20 protein-coding genes and 1 tRNA gene are annotated in these 15,645 nt (G+C 46.0%); 8 read left to right on the forward strand and 13 right to left on the reverse strand.

Annotated elements, in window-relative coordinates; genetic code table 11:
- Window positions 1–128: 128 nt before the first annotated feature.
- Entirely contained in the window at window positions 129–494 is a 366-nt protein-coding gene (locus tag QUB77_RS13550; protein ID WP_333173574.1) for a hypothetical protein, read from the forward strand.
- The gene (locus QUB77_RS13555; protein ID WP_333173576.1) at window positions 481–2,031 is read left to right on the forward strand and encodes a hypothetical protein; all 1,551 of its coding nucleotides are present in this window, start codon (window positions 481–483) and stop codon (window positions 2,029–2,031) included. The genes QUB77_RS13550 and QUB77_RS13555 overlap by 14 nt, the downstream gene beginning before the upstream one ends.
- A gap of 162 nt (window positions 2,032–2,193) precedes the next feature.
- Here the strand turns inward: QUB77_RS13555 and moeB are convergent, their stop codons facing one another.
- The 9 genes from moeB to QUB77_RS13600 all read right to left on the reverse strand — a co-directional run bounded on the left by moeB (window position 2,194) and on the right by QUB77_RS13600 (window position 9,745).
- Window positions 2,194–3,363 carry a molybdopterin-synthase adenylyltransferase MoeB gene (gene moeB / locus QUB77_RS13560; RefSeq protein WP_333173578.1) on the reverse strand — a complete coding sequence of 390 codons (1,170 nt, stop codon included), beginning with the start codon at window positions 3,361–3,363 and terminating at the stop codon, window positions 2,194–2,196.
- 79 nt (window positions 3,364–3,442) lie between these two features.
- The gene (locus QUB77_RS13565) at window positions 3,443–3,922 is read right to left on the reverse strand and encodes a M67 family metallopeptidase (protein ID WP_333173580.1); all 480 of its coding nucleotides are present in this window, start codon (window positions 3,920–3,922) and stop codon (window positions 3,443–3,445) included.
- 124 nt (window positions 3,923–4,046) lie between these two features.
- Window positions 4,047–4,658, reverse strand: a complete 612-nt coding sequence (locus QUB77_RS13570; protein ID WP_333173582.1) for a Uma2 family endonuclease — start codon at window positions 4,656–4,658, stop codon at window positions 4,047–4,049.
- Between the two features lie 148 nt (window positions 4,659–4,806).
- On the reverse strand, window positions 4,807–5,034 hold the full coding sequence (locus QUB77_RS13575) for a ferredoxin family protein (RefSeq protein ID WP_333173585.1): 228 nt from the start codon (window positions 5,032–5,034) through the stop codon (window positions 4,807–4,809).
- Window positions 5,035–5,178: 144 nt separating this feature from the next.
- A complete protein-coding gene (locus tag QUB77_RS13580) occupies window positions 5,179–6,414 on the reverse strand; it encodes an ATP phosphoribosyltransferase regulatory subunit (RefSeq protein ID WP_333173588.1) in 1,236 nt (411 codons plus the stop codon).
- 459 nt (window positions 6,415–6,873) lie between these two features.
- The gene (locus tag QUB77_RS13585; RefSeq protein WP_333173592.1) at window positions 6,874–7,785 is read right to left on the reverse strand and encodes a tetratricopeptide repeat protein; all 912 of its coding nucleotides are present in this window, start codon (window positions 7,783–7,785) and stop codon (window positions 6,874–6,876) included.
- A gap of 101 nt (window positions 7,786–7,886) precedes the next feature.
- Window positions 7,887–8,702: an inositol monophosphatase family protein gene (locus tag QUB77_RS13590; protein WP_333173595.1), complete on the reverse strand. Its 816-nt coding sequence runs from the start codon at window positions 8,700–8,702 to the stop codon at window positions 7,887–7,889.
- Between the two features lie 124 nt (window positions 8,703–8,826).
- A complete protein-coding gene (locus QUB77_RS13595; protein ID WP_333173598.1) occupies window positions 8,827–9,342 on the reverse strand; it encodes a thermonuclease family protein in 516 nt (171 codons plus the stop codon).
- Window positions 9,343–9,376: 34 nt separating this feature from the next.
- Window positions 9,377–9,745 (reverse strand): 2Fe-2S iron-sulfur cluster-binding protein, encoded by a 369-nt coding sequence (locus tag QUB77_RS13600; protein ID WP_333040827.1) that lies wholly within the window; start codon window positions 9,743–9,745, stop codon window positions 9,377–9,379.
- A 207-nt stretch (window positions 9,746–9,952) separates the two neighbouring features.
- Here QUB77_RS13600 and QUB77_RS13605 point away from each other — a divergent pair.
- Window positions 9,953–10,037 (forward strand) — tRNA-Ser (locus QUB77_RS13605).
- 252 nt (window positions 10,038–10,289) lie between these two features.
- Here the strand turns inward: QUB77_RS13605 and QUB77_RS13610 are convergent.
- The 4 genes from QUB77_RS13610 to QUB77_RS13625 all read right to left on the reverse strand — a co-directional run bounded on the left by QUB77_RS13610 (window position 10,290) and on the right by QUB77_RS13625 (window position 12,344).
- Window positions 10,290–10,688: a transcriptional regulator gene (locus QUB77_RS13610; RefSeq protein ID WP_333173600.1), complete on the reverse strand. Its 399-nt coding sequence runs from the start codon at window positions 10,686–10,688 to the stop codon at window positions 10,290–10,292.
- Window positions 10,672–10,971, reverse strand: a complete 300-nt coding sequence (locus QUB77_RS13615) for a type II toxin-antitoxin system HigB family toxin (RefSeq protein WP_333173602.1) — start codon at window positions 10,969–10,971, stop codon at window positions 10,672–10,674. The genes QUB77_RS13610 and QUB77_RS13615 overlap by 17 nt, the downstream gene beginning before the upstream one ends.
- Window positions 10,940–11,452, reverse strand: coding sequence for a HEAT repeat domain-containing protein (locus QUB77_RS13620; protein ID WP_333173604.1), 513 nt, complete (start codon window positions 11,450–11,452; stop codon window positions 10,940–10,942). The genes QUB77_RS13615 and QUB77_RS13620 overlap by 32 nt, the downstream gene beginning before the upstream one ends.
- An 82-nt stretch (window positions 11,453–11,534) precedes the next feature.
- Window positions 11,535–12,344, reverse strand: coding sequence for a pentapeptide repeat-containing protein (locus QUB77_RS13625; RefSeq protein WP_333173606.1), 810 nt, complete (start codon window positions 12,342–12,344; stop codon window positions 11,535–11,537).
- A 71-nt stretch (window positions 12,345–12,415) separates the two neighbouring features.
- Here QUB77_RS13625 and QUB77_RS13630 point away from each other — a divergent pair, with 71 nt between their 5' ends.
- The 5 genes from QUB77_RS13630 to QUB77_RS13650 form a co-directional block, all read left to right on the forward strand.
- A complete protein-coding gene (locus QUB77_RS13630) occupies window positions 12,416–13,318 on the forward strand; it encodes a phosphodiester glycosidase family protein (protein ID WP_333173608.1) in 903 nt (300 codons plus the stop codon).
- A gap of 294 nt (window positions 13,319–13,612) precedes the next feature.
- The gene (locus tag QUB77_RS13635; protein ID WP_333173610.1) at window positions 13,613–14,269 is read left to right on the forward strand and encodes a HEAT repeat domain-containing protein; all 657 of its coding nucleotides are present in this window, start codon (window positions 13,613–13,615) and stop codon (window positions 14,267–14,269) included.
- 223 nt (window positions 14,270–14,492) lie between these two features.
- A complete protein-coding gene (locus tag QUB77_RS13640; RefSeq protein ID WP_333173613.1) occupies window positions 14,493–14,855 on the forward strand; it encodes a hypothetical protein in 363 nt (120 codons plus the stop codon).
- 9 nt (window positions 14,856–14,864) lie between these two features.
- Window positions 14,865–15,014, forward strand: coding sequence for a hypothetical protein (locus QUB77_RS13645; RefSeq protein ID WP_333173759.1), 150 nt, complete (start codon window positions 14,865–14,867; stop codon window positions 15,012–15,014).
- Window positions 15,015–15,074: 60 nt separating this feature from the next.
- The coding region (locus QUB77_RS13650; RefSeq protein WP_333173617.1) for a ribbon-helix-helix protein, CopG family at window positions 15,075–15,645 on the forward strand (571 nt) is incomplete at its 3' end.

Consider the following 15,645-nt stretch of genomic DNA (forward strand, 5'->3'; position numbering starts at 1 on the left):
TGTTAAGATGTAGATGATGATTTTTCGTATGGTGGGGGCAGGTTTTTGAGATTGTCGATTTCAGGCGATTATGGTTGGTGAAACCCGCCTTTACGAATTTATATTTTTTAATCACGGGAGTAATTACAATGGAACCTGACAAAATTATCAATGCTTTTCTCCAATGGCTGCACGAAAATCCGAGCATTTTCATGCCGACAGCATGGCAAGATTTACCCAAACTAGAGACAGAAATAGCAGAATCAGCCGATGATGAATTATTTCCCATTGCCATGACTATTAGCAAGTGGTGCGCCAATCATGGATTGGGAGAAACTTTAAGAGATAAAGTGCGGAAAGATATCGACGATGGAGGCGAACCCACCCCAACTACAATGCAGCCGCTAACCAATATCACTCAAGTTTTGCGTCAAAGCATTGAAGATAGCTACAAAAAACTTCAAAAAGAACTCGATGCAGAGAATCAATCAAATACAGACAATGACTCAAAATAGTAAAATCTATGCCCCCAACGTCTATCTATTTGCCTATCACCTCTGCAAACCCCTAGAAACAGAGTCGATTTCCCCTGAAGAATTCGCCAAACTCTGGGAAAAGTGCAACGAGATATTGCAAGCTAAATTAGCAGTCGGTACGGCATTCAACGGCAGCTACTTGTCCAAAAAAGACGAACCTGCCGGATGGCGAGTCAACCTGATTAACAAACAAGTTGTCGGCGGCCGAAATTCTCTGGCTTTTGCTAAGAATATTTCCCTTGACAACCAGCAAATAAATCTCAAAGGTTTTGCCCAACCGCTGCGGATTGATGACAGCTATGCCTTGGGTTTACAAATTCGCGTTCCCGAAAAAATTGACGGCAATAAAACCCCCGCTGTCGATGTTAGCATCTTCAAGGAATTTAATCCCGATAACTGCTTGCTGCCGGATTTTGTGCAAAGCTATTTCGGTCAAACTCTGCTGCTTACGGCTTGGCTGAGTGTAGAACAAAATCAAGCGGCGCGGGAAGATGCGCTGTTTCTAAAAAAATTAGCCCAACAGTGTCTAGAAAAATTCATTTCCGGTGACAATCTGCCGAGTTTTTACCGTCAAGGCGAGTTATTCGGCAGCCCGATTTTAGAATACGGCCACCCCAGTCGGCCAGATACTGAATGCCACATTATAGTCTGGTTTTTCCACAGTTCTACAACTGATGAAATCTGGGATAAGACGCGGTACAGCGATTTTGTCGAGTTGTTTTTGTACCGCAATAAGATTCTTCGCGCTTATCGCGATACCCGCAAAACTTACTTGGTGACTCGCGAGGAATACAAACACATTGAACTCAATATCGACGCGACTTTTAAGTATTTGCAGCGAGATCGAACTCAGCAGAGGCAATTGAAAGGTGCGGGTTTAAAACAAGAGGAACTAGAACATCTGGAACGTCAGACAATCGAGATGCCGCCTCGCGCTGTGAATTATGCGCGGTTGCTGATGGACTTGGAATTGCGCCAAAATACGATCGCAATTAATGCCAAAAATTACCAAGCTAAATTAAATCAAATAAGTCTTGACTTAAAATCAAGCAAAAAGTACAATGATAGTGATTGCAATTTAAGCTTTTTAGAATTATTCAGCAAAGAAAATTGCCCGCAGTTTGAAGAACAAATCAAAGCCGACTTAGGCTACTTCAAACACGGCACAGGCTTGCTAGACAAAGCAATGGAAGCAATTCGAGGAGTTGTCGCCATTGAAGAAGCTTATCGAGATGCAAAATTAGAAGTCACGATTCAAGCTGTCGGCTTTGGTTTGGGAGTAGCCGGGGTAGTGGCTGGCAGTTCTCCTTATTTGATTAAACAAGACCCGCCGAATCAGATGGTTGCTGTACCTTTCCTGAAGGTGGGAATTAATTCTTTTGCCTTCGTATTGTTGATTAGTATCGGTGCGGGGGTTGTGGTTTGGAGTGTGGTGATGTTGGGTGCAAATTCCAAGAATCTACTAGGTAAGTTCAAGAATCTACTCGGTAAAAATAAGCAGTTGCCGCCGCAATAGACTTGAATTGCATAAATCCTTGATTAATACGGAAACCGCAGATTCAAGGCAGATAAACACAGATTAACGCAGATAATTTTGAGATTGTTTGGGAATGAGTGCAAGAAGTCTAATCATCCCGGTTCCGGGCGGGCAAATCACCCGCCCAGAAAAAGATTGATCTTAATATTGAGGTACAGATGGGTCTACTTCTTCACTCCAAGCAGTAATCCCGCCCTTAACATTAATCCCCTCAATTCCCGCTTCCTTCAAAATCCCCAAAGCCTTCGCAGAACGTCCGCCCATTTTGCAGTGTGCAATCAAGCGGTGGCCGTTCAACAATTCCTTGACCTTAGCGACACCTGCGCCGTGTTCGATATCCGGCAAAGGAACCAAAACCGACCCAGGAATTTGACAAATTTGATACTCGTTGGGATTGCGAACATCTAACAATACAAAATCCTTCGCACCGCTGTCGATTAATTCCTTAAGTTCTTTGACAGTCATCTCAGGGATTTTCTGTTGTTCCGCTTCCTCGGCTTTTGCTTTATTAAAGCCGCAGAATTCTTCGTAATCGATTAACTTTTCAATTACCGGGCGCACTGGATTCGGGCGTAGTTTCAATTGCCGGAACGTCATGTCTAAGGCATTGTAAAGCAACAGTCTGCCGCTCAAAGTAGTGCCTTGACCCAAGATAATCTTGATAGCTTCCGTTGCTTGGATAGAACCGACAACTCCGCACAAAACGCCTAAAACGCCGCCTTCTGCACAAGAAGGAACCATCCCAGGAGGCGGGGGTTCTGGGTACAAATCGCGGTAATTCGGGCCGCCTTCGTAGTTGAAAACTGTTGCTTGCCCTTCAAATCGGAAGATGGAACCGTAGACGTTGGGCTTGTTTAAAAGCACGCAAACGTCGTTCATCAAATAGCGAGTCGGGAAATTGTCCGTACCGTCGATGATGATATCGTAAGGAGTGGCAATGTCGATCGCATTTTCGGAACTAACGCGAGTCTCGTACAAATCAACTTGGCAAAAAGGATTAATTTCTAAAATCCGATTTTTACCCGACTCAATCTTCGGTTTCCCAACCCAAGAAGTGCCGTGAATTACTTGCCGCTGCAAATTGGAATGGTCTACAACATCAAAGTCTACAATCCCAATGCGGCCAACACCGGCCGCTGCTAAATACAGCAGCAGCGGCGAACCGAGACCTCCCGTACCGATGCAGAGCACACTGGCAGCTTTGAGACGCTTCTGCCCATCCAATCCAACTTCTGGGAGGATCAGGTGGCGAGAGTAGCGTTCGTATTCTTGTTTGTTGAGCTGGATCTCGTCCAGATTAGGATTTAGCATGATATTGTGTGTAGCGCAGATTTTGAATTATATCCTATCTGAATCTTTCGCATTTTTACCTGTTTGTTATTTTTACTAATTATTTCTTAATCTCAGTCGGTTCCTGTGCGAGAATTTCCTCTGCTTGAAAGTTCCCCTCTCCGTCAAGACTCCAACTGCGGAGGTCTTCTGAACAGCCTTGTCGGACTGACACAATGATGTAAGAGTATTCGGCCCAGGCCAATGTTCGATCGCACTCTGAGGGCACTGCGGGACAATCGGTGTGAGAATGATATATGCCGATGATGTCTAAATTGCGATCGCGCCCATGTTTCATCGCCCGCAACATATCTTCGGGTCTAATAGCATATCGGCGTCTTTCTGTCAAGTCTTTTTGTTCCGGCCAATTCTCCTCTGCTTCCGCACTCCAAGCATTCTCAGTCGGCCAAACTTCTACCAAAGTTTTAACATCGCCAGTAACTCTACCCAGCAACAAACCGCAGCATTCTTCAGGATAAGCGCTTTCGCCGTGGGTGCGGATAGATAAAATGTGAGAGTCGGAAAGTGCGATCGGCTGCATAGGATTTTATTGTAGTTTTTTTTGTAAAGTGCGATTCCCTGCGGGATAGCTACGCTTCACGGGCTTTTTTTTAATTGTGGAACAGGCCGGAATGCCTGTTCAATACTGGCTTTTCTGGAGATGTCTATTGATTTGACATTCCTGTAGCTGTTTGCAAAACAGTTCTATAAGCAATAACAGCTTCAGTCTGGTTAACATATCCTACATATTGACTCAATAAAGAAAAGTCTAACTCAGGCAAAAATTCACTCCTCGAAATTAACTCATAACCAGACTCCCGCAAGCGGTAAAGAGAAAATTGATCCTTAGCCCAAAACCAGACTTCAGGAACCTGCAAACCGCGATACACATCCAGCTTGTCAACACCGCCGCTAGTTAGAGCAATTTCTATCACAATATCTGGGACTTCTGCAAGTAAACCTAAACAGTAACACTCATCTGGTTCCGCACCCCGTCTCACAGCTTCGCGGCGAAATGTAGCACTTCCGTAACCGTTGAGATTAATTAGCCTTTCAACTGCATAGGTTTCTATCAACCGGGCAATAATTGTTTTAAGCCTTTCATATTCTGGCGAAGTCGTCATGATAATTTCTAACGTTCCTTCCAAGTAAGTCATCCTGGGGAATTCATCGACAAACATATCAGAAAGCTGCTCGTATTGCTCCCAACTCACCTCATATAAAATAAGGCGCTGTTCGATAGCAGGTTCGAGGGTTTTTGGATCTAAAAATAACATAATTAATTACCTGCACTTAAATATCTAAACGTTAGATTTTTAGGCTCTTTCTCACTCTTCTTCTCTGTGTCCTCTGCGCCCTCTGCGGTTCATAAAAAAATGTAGGGTGCGCCGCAGCGCACCTTACCGATGAAGTTAATTAATCCAATCAAGTCGGAGTTTGCTGCAACTCAGGGCGTTCATCGGGAATGATCGCACCTTCGACAGGACAAACCTGCAAACAAATGCCACAGTCAATGCAGGTATCAAAATCAATCCAAAACCAATCAGTAGCCTTGACATTTTTGCCGGGGCCGGGGTGAATGCAAGCAACCGGACAGGCGCCGACACAATCAGCAATTCCCTCGCAAATATTCGTAACAATAGTGTGTGCCATAGTGTTCTCTCAAAACATTTTAGGTAGATAGGGAATTAGCAATTAGTAATTGGCAAAACCTTCTCTGAATCAGCAGGATACATAATATCATATCCGGTGATTTTTAACCAATTACCAACTACTAATTACCAATTACCAATGAGGCTAATTTACCGTTTCAATTGTTGGCAATCCTTCGGCATTTACCCAAGCAATTTGAGCAATTCGTCGATCGCGCGCGTATTCCCGCGCCGCCTCCTCCGTCTCCCGACTCTCCAAATCTATTTCCACCCGAACTAGGTGAGTAGAGTCTCGGAGTTTGCGAGCGTAAGCAAACGCGGCGGCACTAGCTTCAGGAGTTTGAGCCACAACCAACCAGTCGCTAGCTGGCGTCTGGGTGGGCAATTGCCCCTCTGTCAGCAAAACTTGGTGCAAATCTTCAATATTCAGACAAAACCCGATGCCGGGGGAATTTTGCCCTTGCGGGTCGAACAGTCCCAACAGTTGGTCGTAGCGTCCTCCTTGTCCTAAAACTCGCTGTCCAGTCTTGCTGCTGCTGACAACTTCAAACACAATTCCAGTGTAGTAGTCAAATGTTTGAATTAAACTCAAATCGAGGTGAATGTGGGATTTGAGATTGGGAATTTTTGACTGGCATTTGTGCAGCAATTCGATCGCCGATTTGAGATTATTTAAGGCGGCTTGCTGTGGCAAATCTAAATCCAGCTTGGCAACAATTGGCAACACCTCTTCTGGCCGGCCGCGCAAGTCAAATAACAGCAGAGCTCTTTCTCGCAATTCCGTTGACAGCGGCAAAGTTTCCAAGGCAATTCGATCGAGATTGGCGATCGCCCCCCGAACTTTCTGGCGCACATTTGGCGGAAACGGTTCTAGCAATGTTGCAGTCAAGCCCGCTTCTCCCAAAACCAAATGCCAGTCATCAATTTCCAAGCTCTGCAAGCACTCAGACAGCAGCAGCAGGACTTCCGCATCCGCAACCGCCCCCCCCGCGCCGAGCAGTTCTACCCCAGCTTGATAGAACTCCTGTTGCCCGCCTGAGCCAGTATCGGGGCCTTTGCGGAACACGTTGGCGTTGTAGTAGAGGCGAAACGGCTGCCAGCGAGTCCCGGCCATCCGCATCGCAGCCGCGCGGGCGATGGATGCTGTCAATTCCGGCCGCAAGCCAAGTTCTCCATCCTCCGCGTCTTGGAGTTGAATTAAGGTCGATCGGTCGATCGCACCCCCAGCCATCAATGTCTCCAGCCTTTCTAGAGTAGAAGTAATAATCCGGTGATAGCCCCAGCGGTGAAAAACCTGCTGCAAGCGCCGTTCGATCGAAATTTTTTGAGCAACGTCAAGGGGCAATAAATCTCTTGCACCGGATGGGGGTTGGTGAACCATATCAATTTTAGATTTTAGACTTTAGAAGATTTTAGATTGGGCTTAGAAGCTTAGCTTTATGGACGGTGTTAAAGTCTAACGAGGCAAGCTTAACATTCGACTTTAACAAATTAAGGTGTCATATCAATTTTAGATTTTAGATTTTAGATTTTAGACTGGGCTTAGAAGCTTAGCTTTATGGACGGTGTTAAAGTCGAAGCAGGCAAGCTTAACCTTCGACTTTAACAAATTAAGGCGTGATAGCGTTTTGGTTTGCATGGGAATCATCATTTTCTTGCGTCAGCGCGATCGTCCCGTTCTTTCTGGATCACCCGATCTCGCGGGACGATCGCACTGACGGTATAATTCCGATGTCACCGGATTTGATATCACCAAGTCTTGATTATTTTGCTTGATCGCACTCCACTGCTGTGCAGTTCACCCGTTTCTAAATATTCAAGACTCACAAATCACAACTTCTCACTTCTTCTTCCCGCCAAACAAACTTGCAAAAAATCCGGGTTTCTCGTCACTTTTTTTGGCCTTGGCGGCAGCTTGTTCCAGCTTTTTCTTAACCTCCAAAGCCGTCGGTTCTTCAGGATTTGATGCCAAAGCTTTGTTCATCTCAATTTTTGCCATTGTGGCTTGATTTTGTTCAATGTAACACATTGCTAACAAAGCGTGGGCCTGGCTGTGTTTCGGATCGCGTTTCACCGCTTCTTTCAACTCTAAAATTGCTTTGGCGTAACTTTTGCTGTCCATGAATCCTTGAGCTCGGCGGCAATAGGATTCGGTCTGCGAGTCTATTACCGGAATTTTTGTTGGGGTTGGGGTTGGGGTTGGGGTTGGGGTTGGGGTTGGGGTTGGGGTTGCATCTTTTATGGGTGAAGCGGGTGTAACCCCAACACCACCAACCCGCTCTTTTCGCAGCAGGTAAACCATGTTAAGTTCGCTAATTTGATCGATCGCCTCTTGCGTTTCCTTAACTGATTCGTACTGCTTGAGAGCGAGTTTGCTAACTGCTGTTTTGTAAGCTTCTTCCCAATCTTTAGCCGTAACTAACTGTTTAGCTGCTTCGCTTTCAATTTGCATTTTCGCCTGTTCTTTAAGGACGCGCTTGCCGATGGCTGCTAATAGCAGGCTGTATTCTTTGCGATCGCTTTCCTTGGAGAATTTGTTGTAAGCCGGATTGACTACTTTTGACAAAAATTGGTTAGCCCAATCTTTATCGGCTTGGCTTTCAAAAGAGCAAGTATCCGAATGCAAGCGGCGGGCGATTTTCATGTAGCGCTTGCGGATGTCGTTGAACTCGGCGTCTAAGGGAATTCCCAAAATTGCGTGCTGATCTGTAAAGTCATACTTGAACAGCCCTTTTGTCATTTCAAAAGACATAACTTTTACTCTTCCTTTCCTGGCTTTTCACTATTCTTTAATGTAGCTTGAGTCAAGGGGTTGTGACCCCCGTACTACCCCCGATCTATTGCTGGGGGGCGCTACTTCCAAGAAGATAAGGGAGGAACCGCTAGCAGTGCGCTGCTGAGTTCGGCGTGGATTTTGCCGTTTGTGGCCAAAATCCGACCTGAGTTCATCTCAAAGGCACTGCCGTCATAAGCTGTAATTTGACCTCCGGCTTCGGAGACGATGACTACACCGGCTGCTACGTCCCAAGGGGAGAGTCCCCGTTCCCAGTATCCGTCCGATCGCCCCATCGCCAGGTGTGCGAGGTCTAGGGATGCCGAACCGCTGCGCCGCACGCCTTGGGTGAGGTGGGTGAGGTGACAGAATTCGGCATAGTTATTGTCTGCTGTTTCGCGCCGATCGTATGCAAAGCCACTGACTAGCAAGCTGGTTCTCAATTCTGAGATTTGGGAAACTGCGATCGGCGAACGGTTGCAGGTTGCTCCCAATCCTTTGCCTGCCCGAAATAATTCGTTATGAAAAGGGTCGTAAATTACTCCGATTTGTGGTATGCCGTCGATCAAAAGTCCGATCGACACGGCCCAAAAAGGATATTGGTGAGCATAATTGGTTGTGCCGTCCAAAGGGTCGATCGCCCACAGGTATTTGCTGCTGGCATCTCCTAATTTGCCGGATTCTTCGGCGAGGATGGCGTGGTCGGGTACGTGGCGGCCCAGAATTTCTAAGATGACGGCTTCTGAGGCTTTGTCGGCTTCTGTGACTAAATCGCCCGATCGGCCTTTTTCTTGAATTTTTTCTAATTTTCCGCAGAAAGATTGCAGGACGGAACCGGCGGCTAGGGCTGCTTCGGTGGCTATTTCTAAGAAGTTTTGCAGTTGATTGTCTGTCATTGGGAATTGGGAATTGGGAATTGGGAATTGGGAATTGGGAATTGGGAATTGCTTCCAATGTCAACTGCCAACTGTCAACTGTCAACTGCCAACTGTCAACTGTCAACTGTCAACTGTCAACTGACTATTGCCGATTTTGCTGGCGAAATTCTGCGGGAGTTTGGCGCAATGCTCGTTCTGGATTCCACAGGCCTTTACCCATGAGTCTCGCCCATTCTTGAGCGTTCACGAGTCGCTGCTGATATTTGGTGTTGGGCGCTCGCACTGAGGCGAGGGCATAACCTTCTTTGACTAGCAGTTCGTTGAGCAAATTTTTATCTTGCCACAAGTAGGCTAGTTTGCGATCGAACTGGTCTTTCTGTTCGATGTCTGATTCTAACAATACCTGCTTTCCCCCAATTAGCTGTTCTAGTCTTTGTTTGGCTGCTTCTCCCCAAGGCTGCTGTTTTAAATCCGGTGCATCAATACCAATCAGCCTGATTTGTTCTAATAAGGCTATTCTGTCGGCTGTACTGATAACTTCGATTGTTTGACCGCTGAGGGCCCTTTCTACTTTGGCGATCGTACCTTGGGGCATTTCTGGTTTTTGGCAGCTAGCTAACCACAGACAAAGGGCGATCGCAAATAACCGATAAAGCATGGATAATTGGTGATTGATAATTTATCAAATTGCCTTATTCTTCATCCAACGGCAAACCGGCTTTAACTTTACCTTTGCCGAAGTAGCGGCCAAATTGCAGTTCGTACACTTCGTCTTCGTCTTGCGTCTCTACCTCGATGTTGGAACGGGGATAGCTGACGCACAGCAGGGCATAACCTTCTTTTTGCAGTTCCACAGAAAGCCCCATTGCTTCTGGCTGGTGCAGTTCCCCCGAATTGACGCGCACCGCACAGGCGGTACAAGCGCCGTTGCGGCAGGAAAAGGGCAATTCTACTCCTTGGTTTTCGGCGCTTTGGAGGATATAGCGGTCTTCGGGTACTCGCACTGTGTGGCGATCGCCTGTCTGTCTGTTATGAATTTTAATTGTGTAAGAGTTAGTCATGGAATTTTAGATTTTAGATTTTAGATTGGGGTTTGCGGGGCAAGATCCTTGAAATGAATGGGTTTGCGACCCCGGGAGGAGAACCCAAGCCTGCCCGTTTCAGACCCTACCCATATTAAACAGCAAATTTATGCCGTTACCCCTTCCCAAATCAGATTTGTTCTGCTAAGATAGTTTAGCTGTGGCTAAATGAATGAATTTAGCCCTGGAGAGGTGGCCGAGCGGTTGAAGGCGCACGCCTGGAAAGTGTGTTTAGGGCAACTTAACGAGGGTTCGAATCCCTCCCTCTCCGTTAAACAAGCTGTTTAGGCAAAAAAACAGCTTGCAACAAAAATCTCTGATATGAGATAAATACTTTGATTAGAGCGAGAGCCCTTGAATTCTGTTAGAAAACTCAAGGGCTATCGCTTTTCTAGGGTCAGATGCCTCTGGCATGGGCATCGGGCATGGGGCACCGGGCATGGGTAATAGTTAGTGGTTACTGGTTAGTAGTTTTTCTAATCACAAATAACCAATGCCCTATTCCCAATGCCCAATTTCCAAATTAAATAAACAAGCTAGGTGAGATTTTAAAATAATCGCCTAGTGCCTTAGCTTGTGCCTTGCTAATCGCTCTTTTCCCATTCACAACCTCAGACACCACACCGCTCGATCCAATGATACCTACCAAGTCCGCTTGACGGGTGCCGCTGGATTCCATGATGTGTTGCAAAATCTCATGAGGCTCGGATTTGTCCATCGGATAATTTTCTCTCTCATAAACTTCAATCAGCGTGACTAACAACTTGTATAAAACTCTCTCCTCTGGAGTGCGGTTTTTAGCGAACGTTAGCCGTTCTGCCACAGCCAGGAGGCGATCGTATTCCTCTTCGGTTTCGATCGCCCTAGGAGCGATTTCTGCAAGCAATTTGCTATAAGTGGCTCCATCAAAAGTAAGGATCATTTTTCCATTTGTCTTTGTCGTATTCAGCGTGGGTTAGGAAATATTGGTAGAAAATAGTTGGCTCGTCGTAGTTGATGCCGACAATCAGGCGATATTCGTTGCCTTTGATATTAAAGACTGTGAAGTTTCCTACTGCTTCGGCATCCCGGTAAATCTTGCGAACCTCCTCCAAATTAAGCCATTCTGCTTGCTTTACAGTTGCGTTCCAGCTATCAATTAGATTTTTGACATCGGGATACTGGGCAGCATCTTTACGGATGTTCCGGATCGAGATTAGGTGCATTTGTTTTTCTTTGATTTGTTCTTTTGTTTTGCATAGTGATAACTAATTGTTGACAGTGTGGGTTGCATACTATGCTTATACTCTCAAAATGAGAGTATAACGTCAAGGCCCGATCGAGTAAAAATTCTTTAACCCACTCCAAGTGGGTTTTGTCTGTGTAGGCGGGGTTGGAAACCGCAGGCTTTGTCTTTAATCCCACTATTCCTCCCCCGACTCGATCGTCATCGTGTAAAAAAGCTTCTAGCAGCGTGGTTCGGGCGATATCCTCGCAAATCAGAGTCAGCGTTTTAGCAGAGGCTCTACGCACGACAGGGTTGAGGTGATGTGCTAGAGCTTCCAGCAAAAAAGGAGTTGCAGGTTTGCCAATTGAGCCGAGAGTTTCGGCTAAACTCAGCCTCACCATTCCCTGCGAATCTCCGATACATTCGACCATCTTTTTGAGCAGTTCGCTGTCGTTGGGATTAAAAGTTGCGAGGGCCATTTGCTCCCTCACCGTTTGCAGCAAAGCGTCGCTTTCTGCTGGATCAATTGCTGTTTGAATATCAGTCTGGGAATTTTAGATTTTAAATTTTAGATTTTAGATACAGGTAATTTATATCGAACTTAGCATCAGCGAGATTTGCCCCTCTGAACGAAGTACCCTCAGCATTTCCAATCTCTCGAACAATCGCCGAGAAAGAGACAAACGCAAACCAAAGATACAGCAGCGACAGCAAACCAAAACACATACCCCAAAACAGTTTGTTAGTGCTCAGAAAAGCACTCGCCGTTGCACTGAACAAAAAAGCCGCTGCGTAAGTCGCCACACTTCCAGCCGATGCGATCGCCACCTGTGCAAATTGGCTATGAATCCGGGAAATCACAAAAAACATTAACACCCCCCCGATCACCATTCCAGCAAGAGCAGCCTGGGAATTATTATTAGTTGCAGTGCCAGCATAAAAAAATCCCAACAAAGCTCCTGATAGAATAGCAGAAATTGTTCTTGCCAATCTACCCGCTTTTGAAGTTTTTGGCTGTTTGCTGGCGATCGCCGAAGCGAAACCAGCAGCGCTCAAAACCCCGTACAGCAACAGAACAAAAGGCCAACTGCCAGAGCCCGGTACTTGTCCTTGAGATCCCAAAATCAGTCGAGTCAGAACATCGCCCACAACCAAACAAATCGCGATCGCCCCAGCACTCAAAACAGCTATCTGTCGCCGAGAAAGCCCGATTTTCGCACCGATAAAATTCGCACCCGCTAACTGAGCATTTCTAAAATTGCAGCCTCTAACATCCGCGCCGCTAAAATCAGCACCGTTAAGAACTTGTCCTTGGAACGATCTGTTTCGTAAAATTTGATTGCTAAAATTATTGGAATCCGAATACTTCATATTAGTAGAGGATGCTTAAAAATATATAAATCTGTCAGTGTTCCCGTCCCCCATCTCAAATATAAAATGCTATGACTTATCGGCCCACTCTCAAACAAATTTGGCATATTCTCGGTTTCGGAATATTGCTCGCACCAATACTACTCTACAACATTCCCTACTTTTTCCGTCCCGAACAAACAAACGAAGCCCGATCGCTCTTTCAAGGAATAGCCTACCGCCGGGAATTTCGGACTAATCCGCGTCCCACCCTAATTCACATTGTTAGCATCGACCTAAAAGCGCCGGGAATAGGAATTTTTGTCACTCCCGGAAACCCAACAGCCGATTTAACAGAAACCCATGCCCGCACGGCTACTGAATTCCTGAAAGAATTTAAATTGCAATTAGCAGTTAACGGCAATTTTTTTTACCCCTGCATCGAGGAAGCACCTTGGGATTACTATCCCCGCAGTGGCGATCGAGTAAATAATGTCGGACACGCCATTGCCAAAGGTCAAGCTTATTCTCAACCACATTCAGGCTTTCCCGCCCTTTGTTTTGATACCAAAAACCGCGCTCAAATAATCGAAAGCGGCACTTGTCCTGCGGGAACAGCCTATGCAGTTGCCGGAGATACTTTGCTGGTAAAAAATGGCCAACCCGTAGCACAAAGTCAGGAAGAACGCAAACAGGACAAACCCTATCCCCGTGCCGTTGTGGCGATGGACAAAACAGGCGACAAGTTGTGGTTAATTCTGGCAGACGGCAAGCAGAGGCTTTACAGTGAAGGGCTGAAATTGAGCGAAATAACTGATATTTCGATGCAGTTGGGAGCCGAGACAGTGCTAAATTTAGATGGCGGTGGGTCGGTAACTTTTGCAGTAGCATCGTCGTCAGGAGCGAAACTGTTGAATGCTCCGATTCAGAATAAAATTCCCATGCAGGAACGTCCAATTGCCAATCATTTAGGATTTTATGGGCGGGAGAATTAGGGGTATAAATTGCGCTTGTATGTCCGACATCTGAGGTTTAAAGTGATTGTATTGTCCCCGGCACCCAAGCCGCTGCTTGTAAAAAATAGGCTGTTAAAACCTATAAAAAAGAATAAAGGATGCCTCCGCCTACTCAAATAAATAGGGTACTGATTGCCTTCATTACTAATACAAAAGCTTACTTAAATACCCACAAAATTTCTAATTCAGCAGTGAATTTTTTTAAATCTGCCCAAAATGCGGGAATAATTGCTAAAATTGTAAATAAAAGTAACAAAAATATATAATTGGCTTATGAAAATTAGCGAAATCCAAGCAGCGCTGCAAAGTTCGGATTCTCAAGACAGGCTGCGGGGGGTAACGGCTCTGAGAAAGTGCGATTCTGCGGTGGCGTTACCGATGTTGCTGAGCAAAGTGGACGATCGCGAGTTTATGGTGCGATCGTTGGTGGCGATGGGATTGCGGCAGATTCAAACTGCGGAAGCTTTTGCGGCGCTGTTGAAAATGATGCAATTCGATCGCGATCCGAACGTGCGCGCCGAAGCCGCTAACTCTTTGTCAAGGTTCGGAACCGAGGCAATTTCTCATTTAGTTGAAGCTTTTCGCCGCGATGACAATTGGCTCGTCCGCCGCAGTATCATGGCTCCGCTGTATGAAATGCAGTGTCCTGATGCAGTATTTGAAATTTGTGCGATCGCTCTTGGCGGCGAAGATTTACCAGTTCAGGAAGCAGCAATTGACGGATTTGGGCTGCTAGCAAATACCCATAAGCAAGAAGAGGCATTGCAGCAATTATTACCTCTAGTAAGTTCGGATTACTGGGGAATTCGGCTGCGAGTTGCTCGCGCGCTGAGCAAATTTGACCATCCTCAAGCTCGCGCTGCTGTGAGCTATTTGGCAAAAGATCCAGATCATCGGGTTGCAGGTGCGACTTTGGAAGCTTCGCTTTAAAACAACGGCTTACAACCTCAAGCAGACCTTAAACTCTTAAACCAGCCCCCAGATTAGCCCGATCGCCCTCTCAATATTACGGATTGTTACTTGGTTTCTAATAAACGAGACAGGGGGGATCGGTATGCTTGACGATCGCTCTTAGTTTTGCCATCTGAGTTAATTCGCCATGTACCAGCCTTTTTGGGAATACCTAGAGCAATAGCTGTTTCAAAGGTTTGATTTGCAAAGTCGGCCCATTCCTTCCGCGTTGGAAGTTAATGTCAGCCGGGGCAAAACCCCCGCTACTATCGGCAGTTGGTGTTACGACTGTCGGCAATTACGGAAAATCCGCTACACTTACATCGATGCGGGTGAATCTGCTCAACTTTTTAGTGGCGTGATTTATCCGACTCACAATTACGATTTGCCGCTGTTGGGAATTCACCTCTTGTCTTTGGGCAAGAAGAAAATTTTGGTGCTTTTGGACTTTCAGCCGCTATTTAGAGATGAGGCTTATATAGCAAAATACTTTCTGGCGGCTTATTTAGATTTGGTCGATCGCGCCGAACCGGTGAAATCGGGCGCAAAGTTAGATAATATCTGACAAGCTCAACTGTGCTATCTGCGGTATCATGCCGAAAAAAACTCGGCCGAGGGAATGTTTAAGCGATTCTACGGCGAGGAATGGACGCAAGAGTATATTCAAGGATTTTTGTTCAATTGGGAACGGAAGCTGGCACAATTGGTAAGTAACAAGAATTAATTTTAATAGAAGCTTCAGCCACTACACTAATAAGTGTAGGTTGGCATGAGGAAAATGCCAATGGTCAAAAAAAATCGCAATGTAGTTAGTTCCAATTCAGAAAGTAAAGTCAAAGTCGGACTTTCGCTGACTTCTTCAAGTGCCGATCGATTAAACGTGATCGCTCGCAAGCTCGGAATATCAAGGTCGGAACTCCTAGAACGCTTGGCACAAGGCGCTCTGGATATTTCTAAGGACAAGACGGAAGTTACTGTCACTTGGAAAAAAGGTGAAGAAACGGAGGGAGAGGCAGCCCACTTGCAAGGGGAAACAGCCGAAGAAACCGAATTTAATGAGGCTGTAACGGCAGAAACTCTATCGGACTCGGTGAGTGTAAAGCCAAATCCGCTGCAAGAAAGTTACGAAAGTTTACAGCAGCAGTTGAGTGAACGCGAAAGTTTGATCGCTTCTTTGCAGCAGCAACTCGCTACTGAAAAGCAAAATCTCGAAAGCCAATTGCAGGAAACAGTAGCAAAGTCAAGTTACGAAAGTTTACAGCAGCAGTTGAGTGAACGCGAAAGTTCGATCGCTTCTTTGCAGCAGCAACTCGCTACCGAAAAGCAAAATCTCGAAAGCCAATTGCAGGAAACAG

The organism is Microcoleus sp. AT9b-C3 (assembly GCF_036705485.1).
Lineage (GTDB): Bacteria > Cyanobacteriota > Cyanobacteriia > Cyanobacteriales > Microcoleaceae > Microcoleus.